Below are 21,520 nucleotides of genomic sequence, written 5' to 3' on the forward strand. Positions count from 1 at the left end.
CAACGGCCGGTTGAGGGATGAATGCCTCAACGAGGCGTTGCTCACGTCTCTCAACCATGCCCGACAGGTTCTGGCTGACTGGCGGGAAGATCGCGTCCAAACCGTATGTAGGTTCAGGCGCCTATATCAACCGCATGTCGGATTACTGCGGGAAATGCCGGTTTGACGTCGGGCAGAAGACAGGCTCCGAGGCCTGCCCCTTCAACGCTCTCTACTGGGACTTTCTGGCACGGCACGAAACACGCTTTTCTCACAACATGCGCATGAAAAACATGTACGCAACGTGGCACCGTTTCAGCAGGGAAAAACAGCAGGAGTATCGCTCGAGCGCATCTGCTTTTCTCGAAACTCTTACTCCGGCTGCACCGGGCTGGGCTCGTAAAGCGTGAGCCGTTTTCTGGCGGAGAAACAGGAGGCGCCCCTGATCCTGACCCTTGAGCTGGAACAGTCCGTGCAGGACTGGGCGCAGTCCATGCGGGACCGCCATTTTCCCCAAGACCGCAATATCGTTCCTGCGCATGTCACGATTTTCCACGCCTTGCCTGCAGAATATACAGACATCCTCCTTACGCATCTCATCAGAGATCGGCAGGCACCCTGCGTCACAATCGAGGCGCCATTTCTGCTGGGACGGGGTGTGGCTTATCGTATCATCTCCCCTGAGATCAAAGCCGTTCGGGAAGAAATTTCCGGCCTTGTTCCGCCAGAGCACTGTACGGCACAGGATCGCGCTCCATGGCACCCACACCTGACCATCCAGAACAAGGTTTCTCCCCAGAAAGCCCGTGAGCTTCTGAAACATCTGTCACAGGGCTATGAACCTGTGAAAACCCATGGAGCGGCCCTGCGCCTGTGGCGATATCTTGGAGGACCGTGGAAACTTCTCGTTCGGGCTCCTTTTATGCTGCGTGGCGATTCTTAAATTTTTCCTTATGCCGAAAATTACTGAATCCGGTCTAAAATAGTTCGACTGTTCCGGCATGACCTGAGGAATGATGCTCTTTTTTCCTGCCCGATCATCTGCATGACACCCCAGCAAAGGTCATTGTTCGGGCTTGCCGGCATCATCGCCCTCTCTTTCGCTACAGAACTGAATGAGCAGGTCTCCGCCCAGGCCCTTCCCGATATCGCGGGCGCTCTGGGGCTAAGTCTGGACTCCCAGCGCTGGTTCTCCAGCCTCTATATTACCGCCGAAATCATCGGGATGTCGGTCTCGCCCTGGCTCGCCGTAACACTGACTTTGCGACGGTTCTCGTTTTTCGTAGCACTTCTCGCTGTCCTGTCGTCCAGCCTCATTCCGTTTACCTCCACCCTGTCCCTGCTCTACATCCTGCGCGTTCTTCAAGGGCTGGCAGGTGGCTTTACCGTTCCTCTTCTCATGACGATCGCCTTGCGGGTGCTGGCGCCCCCCATAAGGCTTTACGGTTTGGCCGCATATGCCCTGACTGCGACCTTCTTTCCCAATCTCAGCATGGCATTCGCTGGATTATGGAGCGACCTCGTAGACTGGCGTTTCGTCTTCTGGCAGTCCATCCCGCTCTGCACCCTGTCCTTCCTGCTGCTGTGGTACGGCATGCCGGTCGATCCTCCAAAACATGAGCGGTTTTGGAAATTCGACTGGAAAGGTTTCCTTCTGATCGTCTTTGGAATGGGCTCTTTCTCGATCATGCTGCAGATGGGCGACTGGATGGACTGGTTCAACAGTCCCTTTATCTGTGTCCTGGGGCTGACAAGCCTCGTCTGTATTCCGCTTTTCGTTCTGAACGAGTGGTTTCACCCACTTCCACTGTTCAGATTCCAGCTTCTTGGTCGCCGCAACTTCGCCTATGGCGCCACCACCCTGCTGACATTTGTTGTCATTTCTCTATCCTCATCCACGCTACCAGCGTCCTTTTTGCAATCCGCCGCTGGTTACCGTCCGGAACAGATCTATCCTGTCACACTGGAAATCGCGGCCATACAGCTCGTCATGCTCCCTTTGATGGCGGTCGTTCTGAACAGAACCTGGGTAGACTCCCGCATTGTCAGCTTTATCGGCATGTCCTGCATTCTGACGGCCTGCATCGGCGATTTTTTCCTCACCTCGAACTGGAACCGTGACCAGTTCTATCTCTGGCAGGCGTTACAGGGGATTGGCGACGCGATGATCGTCATGCCCCTGCTCATGATGTCCACCAACACACTCGATCCTTCGGAGGGACCATTTGCCTCTGCCATGGTCAACACACCCCGGGCGGTTGCGGAAGCCGTAGGCATCTGGTTGCTTCAACTCATGCACCGCGAGCGCGGCTCGCTTCACTCGGATCGGATTGCCGATCGCCTCGGGCAGGTTCGCTACAGCCTCGTGCAGGGCACAAACCCGGTTCTGCAACGGCCTGCTCCTCTCACGCCCTCAGGCCAGGCTGCCTCTCCCGGCAGTATGGGCGCCTTGCATGCCCAGATGGCCCGACAGACCGCAACACTGACGTTCAGCGATGACTGGGTCGTACTCGGTAGTCTCGTGGTTTTCCTGATGATCTGGGTCTGCGTACTTCCCGTTCGAACCTATCCCCCACGTATCGTGTTTCAGTCGAAATAACTCCCGAAGCCATCCTGCCATGCAGCAGGACTTGAAAGGAATTGCCGCAGGATGGCAGATCAGCACGACAAGTCTTCCCAGGATCCCCGTGAAGAAGAGCAGAAAAAAAAGCAGGACCGCAAACACCAAACCATCACCCGCTGGCTTTTCATTGGTGGCGGCCTTGTCATCCTCGTCTTCATCGCTGTCGTTCTGGCCATTATTTTTGTGCCCAACCGCCATGTCTGGACCGACGATGCCTATGTTACAGCCCATTATACCGTCGTTGCTCCCCGAGTTGCCGGACAGGTGATCGCTGTTGACGTCACAGACAACCAGCCAGTGAAGGCCGGACAGGTTCTTGTCGAACTTGACCCCCACGATTACCAGACCACACTGGACCAGAGCCGTGCGACGCTCGCGCGGGACGAAGCGCTCGTGCAGGATGCCGCAGCCAGCGTGTCACGCCAGCCCTCCATTATTGATGAGAATGTCGGGGAAGCCGCCCGCATCCGTGCCCAGCTCGTTTTTGCCCGTCAGAATGACCAGCGTTATACCAACCTGGCCCGTACAGGTGCCGGTTCGACGCAGGAACATCAGCAGTCCGCGGCGAGCCTGCGCGAAATGGAAGCAACGCTCCAATCCCTTGAAGCACGCATTGCCGCCGCACGCGCCCAGATTCCCGTTCTTCAGGCCCGACACAAATCTGCACTGACGACCGTGGATATGGACCGTGCCCATGTCCGACAGGCCGAGTTGAACCTGTCCTATACCAAAGTCCGCGCGCTGGAAGACGGCATGATCGGCGAACGCAGCGTCCAGACCGGAAATTATGTTGATCCGGGCACCGCTCTTATGGCCCTCGTCCCGCTCGACCAGATCTGGATCCGCGCCAACTACCGTGAGCTCGCGCTCCGTCACATGCGTCCTGGTCAAGCTGTCAAAATCCATGTGGATGCCTACGACGTGACTCTGGACGGGATCGTGGACAGCATTCCCCCGGCCTCGGGCGCTGTCTTCGCCCCTATTGCGCCGGAAAACGCGACTGGAAACTTCACGAAGATCGTCCAGCGCCTGCCGGTCAAGATTATCCTTGCACCGAACCAGCCCCTGGCCCGTCTGCTGCGCCTTGGCTTTTCCGTAGAGACCACGGTTGATACCAACCTCGACAATGTCACCGTCGAACAGCTTCAAAACCCGAGAAGCGTTACGCCCTCCCTATCATCTCCCACGCCTGCAGCTGCACCATGAAGTGCCGTTCCATTTCCGTATTGCTGACCGGCAGCCTCGTACTTTCGGCATGCACCATGGGGCCGAACTTCCAGCGTCCGACCATGAATACTCCCGCCAGTTGGGGGCCTGAACCCCAGAGTGTCAGTCAGACCTATGCGGGTGCTGTCGATACGCGCTGGTGGCAAAACTTCCATGACCCTGAACTGACCAGCCTTGCCAATCGGCTCGGAAAACAGAACCTCAACCTGCAGATCGCCGCAGAACGCATCAGCGAGGCCCGATCGCAGATGAAAGCTGCCGCATCCGCTGGGTTGCCACAGGCCAACTGGTCCGGCTCCTATGCCTACCGTCAGCTCAGCTCTGAAGGCATTTTCTCACTCGCGGAACCACGCCCCGGTTCGAGTATGAACTTCAATCTTTACGAAAACGTCCTGAGCACCAGTTGGGATCTGGATCTGTTTGGCACCATTCGTCGCAGCGTTGAAGCGCAACATGCCAACGCAACAGCCATGCTCGCGGGACGCCGTGCCACAGCCCTCGCGGCGGTCAGCGACCTGGCAACCAGCTACATGCAACTGCGCGGCGTCCAGCAGCAGCAAGCCATTCTCAAATCAAATATCGCACTGGCCCGGACCAGCCTGAAGCTGGTGAAGGAGCGTTTCGCCAATGGCGTTGCCACAAATCTGGACGTCTCACAGGCCTCTGCACAGCTTGCCAGCATGAGCGCCGATTTACCCGGCCTCGAGAACTCCGAAGCAGCCCTCATCAATGCTATCAGCCTGCTTCTGGCAGAGCCACCCCGCACCCTTGAAGCCGAACTGCGACCATACTCTGTCCAGCCGCCCTTGCCAGCCCGCGTTCCCGTGGGTTTTCCGTCAGATCTGACACGTCGCCGTCCGGACATCCTTCAGGCAGAAGCGCGTCTCCATGCTGCGACCGCAGAAGTCGGTGTTGCCACGGCGGCCTTTTATCCGGACATTACGCTTGCCGGAAATATGGGAACAGAATCCTTTTCCGCTGCTGATTTCTTTTCGCTGCCAGCAAAGCAGTTCAGCGTTGGTCCTACTCTCAACATCCCTGTTTTCGAGGGCGGAAGGCTGATCTCTACGCTTCAGTTTCGGAAAGCCGCGCAGCGTGAAGCCATCCTGACATGGCACAATACGGTTTTGAATGCCTGGCGCGAAGTCGACGATGCCATGACGGCCTATACCAAGGCACAGTCAACTTATAATCTGACGCAACAGGCACTTCTTCAGAACAAGGCCGCCTTCAACGCCGCACATGAGCGTTACCGGCAAGGCGCGTCGGATTATCTGAACGTTGTGGCAACACAGGCAGCTCTGCTTTCCAGCCAGTCTGCTCTCTCCATTAGCCAGACGCGAACTGAGACCACACTTGTTGGCCTCTACCGCGCACTCGGTGGAGGCTGGGAGTATGCCGAATAGACCTGGGTCGCGTTACCAAAAGACCGGTTTGTGTTGGGTAAGATCTATTTTGCTAATTGCTATGGCGAGGCAGCGTAATGGAGCAGGTATGGCACGAGGTAATCTGACGGATCAGGAATGGGCGATAACGGGCAGCATATGATCAACAGCACCGTAGTCCGTGCCTATTCACAGTATCCGGCTGGAGAAGGGAAGCTCATTCGGAGGCTTCTGGTCGACCATGCAGCAGCTTTATGAGCAAAATCCACGCTCCATGCGACAGTCAAGGACGCACTCCCGGCTTTGTCCTTACCGCTGGCCAGCTCTCGAATAACAAAGCCATGCTGGCCGATCGGGGCAACGACAGCGACAGCCGCCGCCAGGACCTGCTGATCCACGGGATCCTGCCGGTTATTCCCTCACGAAAAGGCCGTGGCGCTCCCAGCAAGCAGACTGGAAAAGCTATCGGGACCGCATTAGGTCCTTTGTAAACGTGACCTGGTTTTGAGTGCCTTGTTGAGATGCGTGAAATGATCATCCATGATTTTCACGGCCCCCTCCACATCGTTTTCACGTAATGCATGTACCAATCGGCGGTGGTTGTCGCAGGATTTCTGTGCATCGGCCCTAGATTGATAGAGGGCTGCGATCAGCACGGTCCGGGTCGTCAATTCCTCAAGAAAGTTGGCTATAATAGAACTCCCGAGTGCCGTGGCCAAATGGACGTGGAAATGACCCAGAAGATAGCTGCGGCGTCCCAGATCATTCTCGTCAATGGCACGCTGCTGCTCGAGAACATGCGTCTCAAGGTGATCAATCGCATCTGTGCTGATGCTTTTTCGGGTCATAAGAAGACCGACCTCAATCGATCGACGCGCTTCTATCGTTTCACGGGCCTCTTTCGCAGTGGGTTCAACAACGAACCAGCCTCTCCGTGGCGAAACAGCTACAATGCCTCGGCTACTGAGCCGCATCATCGCTTCTCGCACCAAAGTTCGCGAGACACCGAAAATCTCGCCCAGATCTTTCTCTCCGAGCCTTTCTCCTGGCGAGATTTCCGCAGAAAGAACGGCCTGTATGATCCTGTTCTCGATGACATTGCTGCTGGCTGGCTGCAGCGGTTTTTCCCAGGCTTTCATAACAGTTTGTATGCGCTTCCTTTTCCGAAGGGACAAGCACGACAGTAGATCCGTGAAAGGAATATTCCGGACAAGATCGTTTTTAATATGGAACAAGAGAATTTTATATTCTATCTTGTATACAAGATTCGCCGGATTGGTGAATTGTGACACATCCTGACTGCTTCACATCGCCGATCTGGAAATGCCCGATGTCCCTTGCTTCGTCCTGTCGCCTCCGCCCTGTTTTTTCGCTGCGCACAATGCTTTTATCCACAGCTCTCCTGTCCTGCGCAGGAAGTGCTGATGCGGCTGCGATAGCAGCAAAACGAGGAGTACACTCCGCAAACAAACATGAGTCTGCCGCCTCACGACATCATGCGACCGACGTTTCTGCGACAAGTAACGAGGTTGTTCGTGTCAATGCTCGGCGCGGAGTAACAGGGGCAGGACAGCACGAAGCACATTCCGAAACTGTATTGTCCCGCCAGGAACTTCAGAACCGGAATGTTCGGCAGCTGACAGATATCGTTCGTGTCGCACCGAACCTGACCATTCAGCCTTCTTTTGGAAGCTCTGCACTGAATTTTGCCCTGCGTGGTGTCGGGCTGATGGATTTTACACAGAACAATACGCCATCCGTCATGCCTTATGTAGACGGTGTGGCCTATCCCGTCAGCATCATGACATCTGGCATACTGTTCGACATGGACGACATCTCGGTTGCCCCAGGCGCATCCGGCTTTACGCATGGACAATCCACTACGGGTGGAGAAATCAATTTCCATACGGCAGACCCAACGCCCGAATTTCACGCGGGTCTGACGGAAGATATTGCCAGCTATGGGCGTAACCGAGTTGAAGGGTTCGTTTCTGGGCCGATCTCCCGATCTGTATCGTTCCGGCTTGCCGGACAGTCCATGACTGGTGGCGGCTTTCAGCGCAATTCCAGAGGTGAGGGTTACGGCAACGCCAATATCGGCGCTCTTCGTGGAAAGCTTCGCTGGAAGATCGACGAAACTTCGACACTCGATGTTGGCGGCCACTGGACGACGGATCAATCTGAAGCATCGTCTGGACACAATCTGTACAATAGCTACGGCATCCCCATTACATCCAATATCATGGAAACAGAATGGGGACTTGACCCACGATTTGCAAAAATCATCGGTATAGACGGCAACAACAAAAAGCCGCGCGAAGACAACATGTTCTGGGGCGCCAACATCAAATATACCAAGGATTTCAGCTGGGGTCGCCTGTGGACGCTGAGTGCGTTTGAGACTGTGGACGAACATGAGTTGACCAATCAGACCAACTCTGTCGCCTCCTATGGCAACATGTTCCGCAACAATCAGACCAATGTCTTTTCTCAGGAACTCAAGATTGAATCCCTGAACCCGCATGCCAAATTTCATTGGGAAGCAGGGATGTATTACAGCCGGGCACGGATGGCACAGAATTTCTGGTATGATTCTTCAGATCGTCCCAATACGACACCTCTCAATGAGACATCGTATCGTCAGAACCAGCAGAATTTCAATCAATACGTCCAGCTCTCCTACCGGATACTTCCAAAGCTGACTGTAATCGGGGCGATCAGCCATGAATCTGATGACCGTCAGATGCTGAACGTTCTCAGTGCAGATTATGATCTCAACACGGGCGCAAGAACACGTCTTCAGAATTTCGGAAATTCCGGCGCGTTGACCAACCAGTTTGCCGGACGCGTTGGGGCCCAGTATCAGTTCGAGCCGAACATCATGGGTTACGTGATGTTCTCGCGCGGCTTCAAGCCAGGCGGCTTCTCCGCCAATATCACCCAGCAATCCAGTCAGCTGAAGCCATTCAAGCCCGAACAGGTTCTGACCTATGAAGGCGGTTTCAAGACCATGTTCTTCAACCGCCGCCTGCGGTTCAATGCCGCTGGTTTCTACTATGACTATCGTGACCAGCAGCTTCTGGGCACCATTCTTGTACCACCGTATGGCGTGCTCGGCGGCTATGTGAATGCTCCGCGCTCCAATATCTATGGTGCCGAATTCGACATGGAAGCCCACCCATTCCACGGGCTCGTGCTGACACAGAATTTCGGCTACCAGAACGGTTCCTACTCCCAGTTCCAAAGCCTGAACCGCAGTGCAACTACAGCCCAGTTTGCAGCGACAGGAATATGGTCACCGGTCAATACAAACTACAATGGCTACAATATGGGTCTGGCAAACCTGACACTGTCCGGTGCCGCGACTTACTCATGGCCGATGTTCCGCGACTACAAAATGACTTTTGGTGTCGACTATAACTACCGCGGCGCCCAGACACAGCCTCAGCATATTGGAGACGGAGGCATCTACCGTGCCCCTTCATACTTTCTCGTAAACTCCTTTCTGACCTTTACCGCCCCGAAACAACATTGGTCTGTCACGGTTTACGGCCAGAATCTTGCTGATCGCCGCTACTGGCTTTCAGGCGGCACACAGGCAACTTTCTATGGCGTCATGCCAGGTCTGCCACGTTTTGTAGGCGCAAAGATGAACGTAACATATTGATGGCTGGAGGCCTTGAGCCTCTCGCTTTTTAATCGTTCATCTGTTTCGAGGCAGGGATGGGACGACCTGTATGCCGAGTTGCGCAGCACAGGCCTCGTCCCGCCCCCAGAGCGGGTTCACGACATTCCGGTTTCCCTGCAAAAAATGGATTTCTCTGGTGAATGTTATGACGACCGTTCAGTATTATCCGGAATCTGTCCTTTCTCAGCAGGTCAAGACCCTTCTGCTTCAAGCTGGCGCACAGGAAAAGGACGCAGAGGCGACGACATGCGCTCTTCTGCACGCCTCTCGCATCGGTGTAGACAGTCACGGTGTCCGTTTGATAGGTCACTATCTCCGGCTTCTTGGAACAGGCGGCATCAATCCCAGACCGTCCACAACCTTTAAGAGAACCGGGCCTGCAACCGGTCAACTGAATGCTGATGGCGGCCTTGCCCATCCTGCTGCCTACAGGGCCATGAACGAAGCCATCCTGCTGGCACGGGAAGCAGGAATCGGAGCCGTGGGCGTACATCATTCCTCCCATTTTGGAGCCGCTGGCGCTTATGTGCTGGAAGCTGCGCGACAAGGCATGATTGGCCTGATCATGAGCAATTCCGACGCCGCCGTGTCTCTGTTCGGGGGCGCCAAACCGTTTCATGGGACAAACCCCATAGCCATGGCAGCACCCGTGAAGAATTCGGATCCGTGGCTTATGGATATCGCCACATCTTCGATCCCCTTCAACCGGGTCAAACTTTACCGGTCGCTGGGACTTCCATTGCCTGTCGGAGTAGCGGCGGATAGTTCGGGTCTATCCACGCAGGATGCGATGGCTGCCTCCTTTCTTCAGCCGCTTGGCGGTGAAGGCTTCGGGTTCAAGGGAGCTGCACTGGCGGGATTGGTTACGGTACTGGCCGGCGCACTGACGGGCGCAGAACTGGACCCCGTTATGACCGGAACAGATGAAGAGCAGAATTTCCTGAAGCGACAGAATGTCGGGCATTTTGCAATCGCAATAGATCCAGAAAAATTTATCGGATCCGTCGCCTATGACCTCGCAATGCGTAAATATCTCGATCTTCTGCGCAACAGCCCCTCGGCGGACGGACAACACCCGGTTATGGCACCCGGAGACCGGGAATGGCAGGAAGCCAGACGAAGAGCCGTCAATGGCATCCCGGTTGACGCGGAAACCCGACGGATACTCGGCTTGTAGCTTACGCTCCTAACCGAAAATCAGGAGCCCCCATCCAGCCCGTTTCCCACGGAAAATAACCTCTTGTTGATGAGTCTTATCTCCACAGGAGAAAAATATCTCACAACCTTATGGACACACATATCGTTATATGTAACATAATGAGAGATAGTTCTTACGGCCAAAGTGTGATATTCCATCACAAAACGGATCGGATGGAACCTTGGGCATGACTGACCCGTCATGTCTGCTCTGTGCTTCATATGGTCTGGATGTCGTCTATGGATCTGGTTCTTGGAATTGATGTGGGGACAGGGAGCGCCCGGGCTGGTCTCTTCACCCTTGACGGGCAGAAGAAAGCGGCCTTCGTCCATAAAATCCAGACATGGACACCACGTGCCGGCTATGCCCAGCAATCGTCTACTGATATCTGGTCCGCCATCTGCGAAGCGACCCGCAACGCACTGGCAATGCTTGATGAACCATACAGAATCACCGGGATCGGCTTTGACGCAACCTGCTCTCTCGTCGTGCTTGATGAAGACGGTCATGCCCTGTCGATAGACCCCGATGGGGCACCTGAGCAGAACATCATTCTCTGGGCGGATCACCGTGCCCTTGAAGAAGCGCGGGACATCAATCGCGGCGGACATGATGTGCTTCGCTACGTCGGTGGTACGATCTCCCTTGAAATGGAGACGCCAAAGCTGCTCTGGCTGAAACGTCACCTTCCCCATATCTACGATCAGGCAGCTCATTTCTTTGATCTTCCGGACTTTCTGACGTGGCGCGCGACAGGCTGCCTGTCCCGTTCCGCCTGTTCGACAGCCTGTAAATGGACCTATCTCGCCCACGAAAACCGCTGGGATGAAGGGTATTTTCAGTCTGTCGGACTGGAAGACCTCGCGGCTGACAATTTCAAACGTATCGGGAATGATATTCGTCCGTTAGGCGGTATTCTTGATACCAACTTGAGCGCTAAAGCGGCCTCGGAAATGGGTCTGACACCCGGCATTCCCGTCGGTGTCTCCGCAATTGACGCCCATGCCGGAGGGATAGGCCTGTTTGGCCTTAACACAGAAGATTCTCTGTCCGATGAACAACTTGAGCGCTCAATATCACTGATCTGTGGCACTTCGAGCTGTCATATGGCGGTCTCGAAAGAAGCACGCTTCGTACCGGGAGTCTGGGGCCCCTACTGGAACGCGATGGTCCCTGGAATGTGGCTCAATGAGGCCGGCCAGTCCTCAACAGGATCACTGATCGACTTCATCATCTCCAGCCACAGGCTTGGCTCCTCGCTCAGGCAGGAGGCAGAAAAAGCCGGAGCAAGCGTATATGCGCTGCTGAATGCGCGAATTGAAGCGCTTGAAGGCGACAAGCTGCCGGGAACGATCACGTCCGACCTGCATGTCTTTCCGGATTTTTACGGAAACCGCTCGCCCCATGCCGATCCGGATCTGAGAGGCATGATCAGCGGACTGACCCTGTCTGATACGCTCGATGATCTGGCACGGCTTTACCTCGCCACCGTACAGGGCCTGGCTTACGGCACAAAAGACATCATTAACGCTCTCAACGCGAAGGGCTACCGGATCGACACGATCCTCGCGACCGGTGGCAGTACCAAAAACTCCGTTTTCCTGCGGGAACACGCCAATGCAACCGGGTGCCGCATCCTGCTTCCCGCAGAACCGGATTCCGTTCTTCTGGGAGCAGCCATCCTCGGGGCCGTCGCAAGCGGAACCTATACCGACCTGAGGCAGGCCATGGCGCGAATGAGTCATGCGGGAGACGAAATCCTCCCCGACGGGCGCACCACCTCATATCACGCCGCCAAATGTAACATCGCGCACGACATGCTCGAAAGCCAGATCACCTGGCGTCAGCAGATGCGCGACGTTCTGGAAAAGGAGGCCACCGCCTGAAGGCAGGGTCTGCTGCCCCGCCGGTATTCCTCCACTTACCACTCCCACCCAACCAGAACTCCTTTTCCAGAGGTCATCCCATGCGTCACCTGAAATCCACCCGTACAGCTCTCTGCGCCCTTGGCGCCCTGCTCGCAGGCTCGGTCCTCTCCAGCGCACAAGCCGCCGGAACCCTGACGATCGCCACAGTGAACAACGGCGACATGATCGTCATGCGCCAGCTTTCGACGGAATTCGAAAAAGCCCATCCCGACATTCACCTGAACTGGGTCACGCTTGAAGAAAACGTCCTGCGTCAGCGCGTAACGACCGACATCGCCATGAAAACCGGCCAGTTCGATGTCGTCACCATCGGCAATTACGAAGTGCCGATCTGGGCCAAGCAGGGTTGGCTCACCGAAATCAAGCCTGACGATGCCTATGACATGAATGACATCCTGCCTTCCGTGCGTGAGAGCCTCACAGCAGACGGCAAGCTCTACGCCGTGCCATTCTATGCCGAGAGCGTCATCACCTATTACCGCAAGGACCTGTTCCAGAAAGCTGGGCTGACAATGCCCGAACAGCCGACTTATGATCAGATCCGCCAGTTCGCGGACAAGATCACGGACAAGCCCAATCAGGTCTACGGCATCTGTCTGCGCGGCAAGCCCGGCTGGGGCGAAAACATGGCGTATATTTCCTCGCTCGCCAACACGTTCGGCGCGCAGTGGTTCGATATGTCCTGGAAACCGACCCTGACATCCGACGCCTGGAAAGCGACCCTGAACTGGTATGTCTCTGCCCTGAAGGCTGATGGCCCTCCGGGTGCCACGTCCAATGGCTTCAACGAAAACCTGGCTCTGTTTGCCAGCGGGCATTGCGGAATCTGGATTGATTCCACGGTCGCAGGCGGCCTGCTGTTCGATCCGAAGCAGTCGCAGGTTGCAGACAAAGTCGGCTTTGCTCCCGCTCCCAAAGGCCCCTACGGCAAAGGACCGACCTGGCTGTGGAGCTGGAGCCTCGCCGTGCCCGTCAGCTCCCATCAGAGCGCCGATGCCCAGACCTTCATCACATGGGCCACATCCAAGGATTATGTGAAACTGGTCGCCGCCCGGAAGGGCTGGGTCGCAGTCCCTCCGGGAACACGCGCCTCGACCTATGCAGCGCCCGAATATCTCAAGGCCGCCCCCTTCGCCTCCTTCGTCCTGAACGCCATCAAGACCGCTGATCCCAATGGTCCGACCGCACAGCCCCGCCCCTACACAGGCGCCCAGTTCGTCGCGATCCCGGAATTCCAGTCCATCGGCACTCAGGTCGGCCAGACAGTTGCAGCAACCCTGTCCGACCAGATGACGGTCGATCAGGCGCTGACATCCGCTCAGGCTTCGGTCACCCGCGCGCTCCGCCAGTCCGGCCGCGCGCGATAACGCCGCCAGATCAAGGTCAAGATACCATGCAGGCCGTTCTCGAACACAGCCCGCCCGCAGGGGCGACAGTCCGGACCACGAAGAGGACAGGATTCCTGCTCCTCTCTCCGTCCGTCCTGATCCTTCTGGTCTGGTCGATCGTCCCACTCGTCATGACGCTGTGGTACTCGCTACAGAACTATAACCTCGTCGATCCCACGCTGCACGGCTTCGCGGGCATCGACAATTACTGGTACCTGCTGACCGACCCCGATTTTCTGCACGCTTTGCTGAACACACTCGTCCTCGTTGCGGGCGTCCTGCTGATCAGCATTGGCGGTGGAACACTGCTGGCTATTCTGTACGATCAGGAATTCTTCGGACGCGGCATCGCTCGCATCATGGTCATTTCGCCATTCTTCATCATGCCGACGGTTTCCGCGCTGTTGTGGAAAAACCTGATGCTGCACCCGATCTATGGCGTCTATTCCGCCATGATGCGGGCCGTGGGCCTCACCCCGATCGACTGGCTGGCGCGGTTTCCGCTCATGACCGTCATGATGATCGTCGCCTGGGAATGGCTGCCCTTCGCGGTTCTCATCCTGCTGACGGCCGTGCAGTCTCTGGACGGCGAGCAGCGTGAAGCCGCCCGCATGGATGGCGCGGGGCCGATCGCGCGTTTCCGCTACATCATTCTGCCGCATCTGGGCCGCGCCATCAGCGTCGTGGTCATGATCGAGACGATCTACCTGCTGACAATCTTTGCCGAAATCTCCGTCACTACGGCGGGCGGACCCGGCGTGGCCTCTACCAATCTCGCCTACCTGATCTATTCCCGCGCCCTGCTTCAGTTCGATGTGGGCGGTGCTTCAGCGGGTGGCATGGTCGCAATCGTCATCGCCAATATCGTCGCAATTTTTCTGGTGCGCGCCGTAGCCCGCAATCTGGAGGCCTGACATGGCGCTCAAGACAAAAACCAGCACCCGCATTGGCGTAACCATTCTTGGATGGGGAATAGCGCTCTGGCTGTTCTTCCCGATTTTCTGGATGATCCTCACAAGCTTTAAAAGCGAAGTGCAGGCCATCTCTACGCCGCCGAAGCTGTTCTTCATGCCTACACTAAGCAGCTATGCCGAGGTGTTCGAACGCGCCAACTACTGGCACTTCGCGCTGAATACCGTGATCGTCTCGGTCGGAGCGACAGCCATCGCCATCGCACTGGCTGTTCCCGCCGCCTATTCGATGGCGTTCATGCCTTCAAAGCGCACCCGCGGGACTTTGCTCTGGATGCTCTCGACCCGGATGCTGCCCCCCGTGGGCGTTCTGGTGCCGATCTACATTCTGGCCCGCAACACGCATCTGCTCGACACCTGCACGGGCCTTGCGATCGTAGACATGCTCACGAACCTGCCGATCATCGTGTGGATGCTCTACACGTTCTTTCGCGAAGTCCCGGCCCCCATCCTGGAAGCCGGCCGGATGGACGGCGCCACACGCTGGCAGGAAATGACGATGGTGCTCCTGCCGCTTGCCCTGCCCGGCATCGCGTCCACAGCCCTGCTGTCGCTTATCCTTTGCTGGAACGAGGCATTCTGGTCCCTGAACCTGACGTCCTCGCACGCGGCCCCGCTGACAGCCTTCATCGCGTCGTTCTCGTCGCCAGAAGGCCTGTTCTTCGGAAAACTGTCCGCCGCCTCCACCCTTGCCGTCGCCCCGATCCTCGTTTTCGGCTGGATCAGCCAGAAACAGCTCGTCCGCGGCCTGACCTTCGGAGCCGTCAAATGACTCTGATCCCGGCTCACTCCCTTCACTCTCTCTACACGAACGGGGCCTGACCCATGGCGACTGTCGAACTCAAAAACCTCCGCAAGACGTATCTTACGGAAGAAATCATCAAGGGCATCTCCCTGTCGATCGAAGAGCGCGAATTCGTGGTCTTCGTCGGCCCGTCGGGCTGCGGAAAATCCACGCTCCTGCGCATGATCGCAGGGCTGGAAGATATCACCTCCGGCGATCTGCTCATTGACGGCCAGCGCGTGAACGACGTGGAACCCGGCAAGCGCGGTCTGGCTATGGTCTTTCAGTCCTATGCGCTCTACCCGCACATGAACGTTTACAAAAACATGGAATTCGGCCTGAAGCTGTCCGGCATGCCGGAAGCGGAACGGCGTACAAAAATCGAGCATGTCGCCCGCACGCTCCAGCTCGAACCCTACCTGAACCACAAGCCCGGACAGCTTTCCGGCGGTCAGCGGCAGCGTGTCGCCATCGGGCGCGCCATTGTGCGCAATCCGAAAGTGTTCCTGTTCGACGAACCGCTCTCCAACCTCGACGCCGCCCTGCGCGGTCAGATGCGCGTGGAACTCTCAGCCCTGCACCGAAAGCTCGGCGCCACCACGATCTATGTGACGCACGACCAGGTCGAAGCCATGACCATGGCCGACAAGATCGTCGTCCTGCAGAAAGGCGTGGTCGAACAGATCGGCTCCCCGCTCGAACTGTACCATCACCCGCGTAACCTGTTCGTGGCCCGCTTCATCGGCTCCCCGCCCATGAACTTCTTCTCGGCCATTTTCCAGGGCGGAGACGCCGCCGGATCGAGCGTGCAACTCCGGGATGGATCAAACCTCTACGTCCCCGTCACATCCCCGGGCCTTCTGCCCGGAACCAAAGTGACGGTCGGCATCCGCCCCGAACACGTCGAACTGGCACCTTCAGGCCCCAACAGCGGCGTCGTGGAAGTCATCGAACGCCTCGGCGCCATCACGCTCGTTCATGTCCGCATGCCAGACGGGGAAATCATCGTCGTCCAGACGGATGGTGCCGTTCTCACGGATGTGGATACCCGCGTCAGCCTGACCCTGCCCCCGCGCAACTGTCACCTTTTTGCTCCTGACGGCCTGGCCTTCGAGGCCTGTCACCGTCACCCGCTCGCTGCCTGATTTTAGGAACCACACATCATGTACATGGAAAAACTCCGCCTCGATAACCGCGTCGCCATCGTCACCGGTGGCGCACAGAACATCGGTCTGGCCTGCGTAACGGCCCTTGCCGAAGCGGGCGCACGCGTCGTTATTGCGGACCTCGACGAACCCCTCGCAGCCCAGGCCGTCCGAGACCTGCGCGATCAGGGTCATGACGTCAGCAGCGTTCTCATGGACGTCACAAAGACGGACAGCGTACAGAACGCCGTGCGCAGCGTTCATGAAAAGGAAGGCCGTCTGGACATTCTGGTCGCCTGCGCGGGAATCTGCATTTCCGAGGTCAAGGCCGAGGACATGACGGATGGTCAGTGGCTCAAGCAGGTGGATATCAACCTGAACGGGATGTTCCGCTCCTGTCAGGCCGCAGGACGCATCATGCTTGAGCAGAAGAAGGGCGTCATCGTCGCGATCGGCTCCATGTCCGGCCTGATCGTGAACCGTCCCCAGCAACAGGCTGCCTATAATGCGTCAAAGGCAGGTGTTCACCAGTATATCCGTTCGCTGGCCGCAGAATGGGCGCCTCACGGCATCCGCGCCAATGCCGTCGCCCCGACCTATATCGAAACCACCCTCACGCGCTTCGGCATGGAAAAACCGGAACTTTACGACGCCTGGATTGCCGGAACCCCGATGGGACGTGTCGGCCAGCCCGACGAAGTCGCTTCGGTCGTACAGTTCCTGGCCTCCGACGCCGCAAGCCTCATGACGGGCGCGATCGTGAACGTGGACGCAGGATTTACCGTCTGGTGAATCCGCTGGTCCGGGCAGCAGAAAACTGCCCGGATTTCCCCTTCGCAACAGACCGAAACACTTCGTTTCCATGAAAGAAATCTTTCAAAGTTTTATTTTCCAGACCTCTACTTGCAACTAACTCTCAATAGCGATACCAGCCTCTGACCACGCATCAGCATGAACAGTCATTTGAGGTCGGGTATGCACCGCAACAGGATTTTTTACGCGATACCCCTCTCCCTCGTCATGAGTGGAGAAGTCTTCGCAGCCGACCAGAATGTTACACCCGAACAAACCCAGCGCTCCGGGACCAGAAAAACCGAGACTGCCGGAACACAGGCCAAAACGGTCGAGACGCTCAAGGTCCGCGCCCGCCGCGCCTCGACGATCGCATCTTCCGCCACAAAGTCGGACACGCCGCTCGTTGAAACCGCCCAGTCGGTCACGGTCATCACCCGCAACGAAATGGATATCCGCAACGTCCTGAACCTCAATCAGGCCGTCCGCTACACCGCAGGCATTACGCCGGATCTTCGCGGCGGCGGCGTCGGAACGCGCTATGACCAGTTCGCCCTGCGTGGATTTTCGGCACCGACATTCCTCGATGGCCTGAAACTTCAGGACAGTCCGACCGGTTACGCCGTCGCCCAGACCGACACGTCACGTCTGGATCGTATCGAAATTCTCAAAGGCCCGGCCTCGGCCCTTTATGGCCAGTCGAGCCCCGGTGGCCTTGTCGCCCTCTCCAGCAGACTGCCAACGGATCAGCGCTCCTATGGCAGCGTGAACGCGACCGGCGGCATGTTCGACCTGTATCGCGTGGATGCCGATGTCGGCGGTTTCGTGACGAAGAACGGCTTTGTCCGCTACCGCCTCGATGGCACCATCAACGGCCAGCACAGCCAGCTCGCCCGGACCGGCAGCCGCCGCTTCTCGATCAGCCCGTCCTTCACATTCGGCGGCGATGGCCCGACCACGCTGACAATCCTCGGCAATTACCAATACGATCCCGAAAACGGCACCTATGGCGGCGTCCCGCTGGTCGGTTCGCTCAAACGCGCGCCGTTCGGCTTTCTGCCGCGCAATTTCTACGACGGCGACACCTCGTTCGAAAAATACAACCGCCGCCACGGTGCCATCACCTACATTTTCAATCACCGTTTCAACGACAATTGGAGCTTCAGCACCCGTGGCCGTTACGACGACATCAAGACCCAGTATCGCAGCGTCTATGACAGCGGCTATTATGTTTCGGATGACACACTGGCCCGCTCGGCCATTGCGACCAACGAACATACGCACAACCTGACATTCGACAGCCAGTTCAAAGGCAAGGTTCGCACCGGCCCCCTGCGTCACACCATGATGTTCGGCTTCGACTACATGCAGCAGAGTGCCTCCGAAGTCGGCTTCTACGGCGACGCTCCGTCCATGAACGTCTTCCATCCCGACTATCAGATGGCCATTGCTCCCCTGAGCCCCTGGGTGAACTACAATACCGACTCCCATCAGGCCGGTATTTATGGTCAGGACGAGATCCACTGGAAGCGCCTGATCCTGACGGGAAGCCTGCGTAACGACTGGTACCGCTCCCACCAGACCGACAACATGTACCACACCACCACCAACCAGAGCCCCAGCCAGATCACATGGCGCGCTTCTGGCCTCTATCACTTCGATTTCGGCCTCTCGCCATACATCAGCTATTCCACGTCTTTTCAGCCCCAGTCCGGAAGCGTGTCGACAGATGGTGGAAAGACGGTGCGTCAGGCCAACCCGTCCATCGGCAAACAGCTTGAAGGCGGCCTGAAATACCAGCTCCCGGGCACATCCCTGCTTCTCACCGCCGCAGGGTTCCATATCGAGCAGACGAACGTTCTCGTCGGGATCGGCAACACGGGCTACAGCGCCGAAAGCGGACTGGTCCATTCAGATGGTTTCGAGTTCGAAGCCCATGCCGAGCCGTTCCACAACCTCGTTCTGACAGCCGCTGTCAGTATCCAGAATGTCCATAACGACTCAACCGGCAAGCCCCTGATCCAGTCCGGAAAAGGCAATGCCTCGCTGTTCGCATTCTATACAATGCCCTCCGGCCCGGCGAAGGGTCTCGGCTTCGGCGGCGGCATGCGCTATTCCAACAAATCCTATGGCGGCGAAGCGTCTTACGGGAGTGTCTGGGTGCCACAATATGCCGTGTTCGATGCTTCGGTGCGCTACGACCTTTCCAACCTGTCGCACAGCCTTCATGGCTGGAACGTGGGCGCCAGCGTCCGCAATCTCTTTGACAAGAACTTTGTCGCAAACTGCCTGAGCTACGCCTCTTACGGTCAGGAATTCTGCTATTACGGAGAGCGCCGCAACGCGCAGGCCAATATTGGCTTCAGCTGGTAAACCGCTGAGCAGACACACCCGGCGCTACGACACGATCCTGCGTCTTGTCGTAGCGCTGCCGGCCGGATACGTGGTGTCCGCGCTGGCAGGCATGTGCCTCGCATTCTGGCTGCCGCTTTCCAGGGCCGATAACGCCATGGCCGGGATCCTGCTCGACCTGCTGCTCTGGCCGCTCGTCTTCATGATGTCCTTCGGGATCACAAATATCAGGCGACTAGCAGCAATGACCGGTGTTCTGACCCTTGTCCTGAGCGCCTGTGTTTTCGGCGGCGGCTGGCACTCATGAAAAACACTTTCCGCGCCTCCATGGCGCTGGTCCACACCACGCTGGGCCTCGTGACGGGATGGGTCCTGTTCGCCATTGCCCTGTCCGGCGCCCTGAGCGTGTTCCGACAGGATATCAATCTCTGGGCCAGACCCGAATTGCCTGCTGACGCCTCCGATCCTCTCACCGTAAACGCCCATGCGCTGGACTGGCTGAGCCACAACGCCCCTGCCGCCCGCGCATGGTATGTCGCAAGTGCAAACGCCCTTCAGCCTTTTGCAACAGCCCTGTGGCCGGATGCGAAAGGGAACTACATCCAGCGCGCCCTTGACCCCACTACCGGCAGCCCTGACGGCATCCGCGACACGCTCGGCGGTGAATTCTTCTACCGCTTTCATTTCGAGCTTCAGCTTCCCTATCCTCTCGGCCGTCTGATCGCCGCCCTTGCTGCGCTCGCACTGGTTGTCGGGCTGATGACCGGCGTTGTCATCCACCGGCGCATTTTTGCGGATTTCTTCACCTTCCGGCCCTCACGCGGGCAGAGAAGCTGGCTGGACATGCACAACATGCTCGGTGTCGCAGCCCTGCCCTTTCACCTGATGATTTCCTTCACCGGCGCCGTCACGCTCGGCACGCTGCTGCTTCCATGGAGTACACAGGCGCTCTACCGCAATGATCTGACGGCGTCTTATACCGAGCTCAACCCCGCTCTCTATTCCCGTCCCGCCACGGGCCATCCTGCCCATCTCGCCCCTTTTCTGCCGATGCTGCGCGAGGCCGAAAGCAAATTCGGGGGTGCCGGGCTGGAGCAGATCTATGTGTTCAATCCGTCCGATCAGGCCTCTCTCGTGACCATGATCGCCGGTAACGGCCATACGGTCAGCACGTCCTCTCAGATCATCACATTCGATGGCCCCTCTGGCCGCATCATCAGACAACACATCGAACACCGCCCCATCATCAAAACCTATGCCTTCCTGTACGGACTGCATGTCGCCCGCTTTGCCCCCACCGTCACGCGCTGGCTCTATTTCCTGTCCGGCCTCGCACTCGCAGCAGTGATCGGCAGTGGCATGCATTTGTGGGCAATCAAACGCCTGCGCCGCCCCCACCATCGGGGACACCGGATTGTCGCGCGCCTGAATGTGGGCGTGCTTGGCGGAACACCGCTCGCTTTTGCATCCTTTTTCATCGCCAATCGCCTCATCGGCCCAACAGTTCCGCACCGGGCCGGGTATGAGGTGACAACTCTCTTCGCCGTGTGGGGCCTTACCCTGCTTTACGCACTGGCCCGCCGTCCGGAACGGGCCTGCCCGGAACTGCTGGGCGGCAGCGCGGTTGCGTGCCTTGTGGTCTCACTGCTCAGCCTGCCATGGCACACATCCGTTCTGGCGGCTGTTAGCGCGACGTCCGCTCTCCTGTCTGCGTCATTCGCCTTTGCAACATTGCGCACCCTGCAGAAAACGGCTCTCCCAGAATGAACTGGATCATCTCGCTGCTACTCGGGCAGGGTGCAATGCTGCTGTTCGTGATGGCCTCGATACGCGGAAACCGCATCCTGTGTCGCGACAGCCTTACCGATCTGCAACGAAATATCCTGAAATGCTGCGCCGCTGCCGGTCTGGCCGCCAGCCTCGCTTTTCAGGCCACATCCAGCGATTTCATCATTCTGAATACCCTTGAATGGATGCTGCTCGCAGGTCCGGAAATCATGATCGCAACGCTGCTCTGCTCGTGGCGGGAACAGCGTCCGCGATCATGACCGTCAAAAACG

The 21,520-nt window shown here is 57.5% G+C and carries 18 protein-coding genes and 1 pseudogene; 18 read left to right on the plus strand and 1 reads right to left on the minus strand.

Annotated elements, in window-relative coordinates:
• The 6 genes and pseudogenes from HK22_RS15010 to HK22_RS12970 form a co-directional block, all read left to right on the plus strand.
• A pseudogene (locus HK22_RS15010) lies at window positions 1–91 on the plus strand (integrase core domain-containing protein); the annotation flags it as partial.
• Entirely contained in the window at window positions 57–389 is a 333-nt protein-coding gene (locus HK22_RS12950) for a hypothetical protein (RefSeq protein ID WP_369827271.1), read from the plus strand. The pseudogene HK22_RS15010 and the gene HK22_RS12950, both read left to right, overlap by 35 nt.
• Window positions 386–922: a 2'-5' RNA ligase family protein gene (locus HK22_RS12955; RefSeq protein WP_086649554.1), complete on the plus strand. Its 537-nt coding sequence runs from the start codon at window positions 386–388 to the stop codon at window positions 920–922. Before HK22_RS12950 ends, HK22_RS12955 begins: the two co-directional genes overlap by 4 nt.
• Before the next feature lie 123 nt (window positions 923–1,045).
• The gene (locus tag HK22_RS12960) at window positions 1,046–2,578 is read left to right on the plus strand and encodes an MFS transporter (RefSeq protein ID WP_233142642.1); all 1,533 of its coding nucleotides are present in this window, start codon (window positions 1,046–1,048) and stop codon (window positions 2,576–2,578) included.
• A gap of 51 nt (window positions 2,579–2,629) precedes the next feature.
• Window positions 2,630–3,808: an HlyD family secretion protein gene (locus HK22_RS12965; protein ID WP_086649555.1), complete on the plus strand. Its 1,179-nt coding sequence runs from the start codon at window positions 2,630–2,632 to the stop codon at window positions 3,806–3,808.
• Window positions 3,805–5,235 (plus strand): efflux transporter outer membrane subunit, encoded by a 1,431-nt coding sequence (locus HK22_RS12970; protein WP_086649556.1) that lies wholly within the window; start codon window positions 3,805–3,807, stop codon window positions 5,233–5,235. Before HK22_RS12965 ends, HK22_RS12970 begins: the two co-directional genes overlap by 4 nt.
• 455 nt (window positions 5,236–5,690) lie before the next feature.
• Here HK22_RS12970 and HK22_RS12975 read toward each other — a convergent pair whose 3' ends face one another.
• Entirely contained in the window at window positions 5,691–6,353 is a 663-nt protein-coding gene (locus HK22_RS12975; RefSeq protein ID WP_143412425.1) for a GntR family transcriptional regulator, read from the minus strand.
• 191 nt (window positions 6,354–6,544) lie between these two features.
• Between HK22_RS12975 and HK22_RS12980 the strand changes: the two genes are divergently transcribed.
• The 12 genes from HK22_RS12980 (at window position 6,545) to HK22_RS13035 (ending at window position 21,508) form a co-directional block, all read left to right on the plus strand.
• Window positions 6,545–8,881, plus strand: a complete 2,337-nt coding sequence (locus HK22_RS12980; RefSeq protein WP_086649558.1) for a TonB-dependent receptor domain-containing protein — start codon at window positions 6,545–6,547, stop codon at window positions 8,879–8,881.
• A 166-nt stretch (window positions 8,882–9,047) separates the two neighbouring features.
• Entirely contained in the window at window positions 9,048–10,079 is a 1,032-nt protein-coding gene (locus HK22_RS12985) for an Ldh family oxidoreductase (protein ID WP_062107605.1), read from the plus strand.
• A 260-nt stretch (window positions 10,080–10,339) separates the two neighbouring features.
• Window positions 10,340–11,986, plus strand: a complete 1,647-nt coding sequence (locus HK22_RS12990) for an FGGY-family carbohydrate kinase (RefSeq protein WP_086649559.1) — start codon at window positions 10,340–10,342, stop codon at window positions 11,984–11,986.
• 80 nt (window positions 11,987–12,066) lie between these two features.
• Window positions 12,067–13,395, plus strand: coding sequence for a sugar ABC transporter substrate-binding protein (locus HK22_RS12995; RefSeq protein ID WP_086649560.1), 1,329 nt, complete (start codon window positions 12,067–12,069; stop codon window positions 13,393–13,395).
• A 26-nt stretch (window positions 13,396–13,421) separates the two neighbouring features.
• Complete coding sequence (locus tag HK22_RS13000; protein WP_086649561.1) at window positions 13,422–14,330, plus strand: carbohydrate ABC transporter permease; 909 nt, start codon at window positions 13,422–13,424, stop codon at window positions 14,328–14,330.
• A gap of 1 nt (window position 14,331) precedes the next feature.
• Entirely contained in the window at window positions 14,332–15,159 is an 828-nt protein-coding gene (locus HK22_RS13005; RefSeq protein WP_086649562.1) for a carbohydrate ABC transporter permease, read from the plus strand.
• A 53-nt stretch (window positions 15,160–15,212) separates the two neighbouring features.
• The gene (locus HK22_RS13010; RefSeq protein WP_086649563.1) at window positions 15,213–16,316 is read left to right on the plus strand and encodes an ABC transporter ATP-binding protein; all 1,104 of its coding nucleotides are present in this window, start codon (window positions 15,213–15,215) and stop codon (window positions 16,314–16,316) included.
• Window positions 16,317–16,334: 18 nt separating this feature from the next.
• Entirely contained in the window at window positions 16,335–17,108 is a 774-nt protein-coding gene (locus tag HK22_RS13015; protein ID WP_086649564.1) for an SDR family NAD(P)-dependent oxidoreductase, read from the plus strand.
• Between the two features lie 183 nt (window positions 17,109–17,291).
• On the plus strand, window positions 17,292–19,481 hold the full coding sequence (locus HK22_RS13020; RefSeq protein ID WP_086649565.1) for a TonB-dependent siderophore receptor: 2,190 nt from the start codon (window positions 17,292–17,294) through the stop codon (window positions 19,479–19,481).
• On the plus strand, window positions 19,465–19,767 hold the full coding sequence (locus HK22_RS13025) for a hypothetical protein (protein ID WP_086649566.1): 303 nt from the start codon (window positions 19,465–19,467) through the stop codon (window positions 19,765–19,767). The genes HK22_RS13020 and HK22_RS13025 overlap by 17 nt, the downstream gene beginning before the upstream one ends.
• Window positions 19,764–21,227 (plus strand): PepSY domain-containing protein, encoded by a 1,464-nt coding sequence (locus tag HK22_RS13030; protein WP_086649567.1) that lies wholly within the window; start codon window positions 19,764–19,766, stop codon window positions 21,225–21,227. Before HK22_RS13025 ends, HK22_RS13030 begins: the two co-directional genes overlap by 4 nt.
• Window positions 21,224–21,508: a hypothetical protein gene (locus HK22_RS13035; protein WP_086649568.1), complete on the plus strand. Its 285-nt coding sequence runs from the start codon at window positions 21,224–21,226 to the stop codon at window positions 21,506–21,508. Before HK22_RS13030 ends, HK22_RS13035 begins: the two co-directional genes overlap by 4 nt.
• Window positions 21,509–21,520: the final 12 nt, after the last annotated feature.

Origin of the sequence: Gluconobacter sp. DsW_056, assembly GCF_002153595.1 — a bacterium.
Taxonomy (GTDB): domain Bacteria; phylum Pseudomonadota; class Alphaproteobacteria; order Acetobacterales; family Acetobacteraceae; genus Gluconobacter; species Gluconobacter albidus.

What these genes read in the sequence shown, in the direction of transcription:
- HK22_RS13020 (WP_086649565.1), top strand. Translation starts at nt 17,292, where the DNA reads ATGCACCGCAACAGGATTTTTTACGCGATACCCCTCTCCCTCGTCATG.
- HK22_RS13010 (WP_086649563.1), top strand. Translation starts at nt 15,213, where the DNA reads ATGGCGACTGTCGAACTCAAAAACCTCCGCAAGACGTATCTTACGGAA.
- HK22_RS12975 (WP_143412425.1), bottom strand. Translation starts at nt 6,353, where the DNA reads ATGAAAGCCTGGGAAAAACCGCTGCAGCCAGCCAGCAGCAATGTCATC.
- HK22_RS12985 (WP_062107605.1), top strand. Translation starts at nt 9,048, where the DNA reads ATGACGACCGTTCAGTATTATCCGGAATCTGTCCTTTCTCAGCAGGTC.
- HK22_RS12965 (WP_086649555.1), top strand. Translation starts at nt 2,630, where the DNA reads ATGGCAGATCAGCACGACAAGTCTTCCCAGGATCCCCGTGAAGAAGAG.
- HK22_RS13030 (WP_086649567.1), top strand. Translation starts at nt 19,764, where the DNA reads ATGAAAAACACTTTCCGCGCCTCCATGGCGCTGGTCCACACCACGCTG.
- HK22_RS12980 (WP_086649558.1), top strand. Translation starts at nt 6,545, where the DNA reads ATGTCCCTTGCTTCGTCCTGTCGCCTCCGCCCTGTTTTTTCGCTGCGC.
- HK22_RS12990 (WP_086649559.1), top strand. Translation starts at nt 10,340, where the DNA reads ATGGATCTGGTTCTTGGAATTGATGTGGGGACAGGGAGCGCCCGGGCT.
- HK22_RS13035 (WP_086649568.1), top strand. Translation starts at nt 21,224, where the DNA reads ATGAACTGGATCATCTCGCTGCTACTCGGGCAGGGTGCAATGCTGCTG.
- HK22_RS13005 (WP_086649562.1), top strand. Translation starts at nt 14,332, where the DNA reads ATGGCGCTCAAGACAAAAACCAGCACCCGCATTGGCGTAACCATTCTT.
- HK22_RS12950 (WP_369827271.1), top strand. Translation starts at nt 57, where the DNA reads ATGCCCGACAGGTTCTGGCTGACTGGCGGGAAGATCGCGTCCAAACCG.
- HK22_RS12995 (WP_086649560.1), top strand. Translation starts at nt 12,067, where the DNA reads ATGCGTCACCTGAAATCCACCCGTACAGCTCTCTGCGCCCTTGGCGCC.
- HK22_RS12970 (WP_086649556.1), top strand. Translation starts at nt 3,805, where the DNA reads ATGAAGTGCCGTTCCATTTCCGTATTGCTGACCGGCAGCCTCGTACTT.
- HK22_RS13000 (WP_086649561.1), top strand. Translation starts at nt 13,422, where the DNA reads ATGCAGGCCGTTCTCGAACACAGCCCGCCCGCAGGGGCGACAGTCCGG.
- HK22_RS13015 (WP_086649564.1), top strand. Translation starts at nt 16,335, where the DNA reads ATGTACATGGAAAAACTCCGCCTCGATAACCGCGTCGCCATCGTCACC.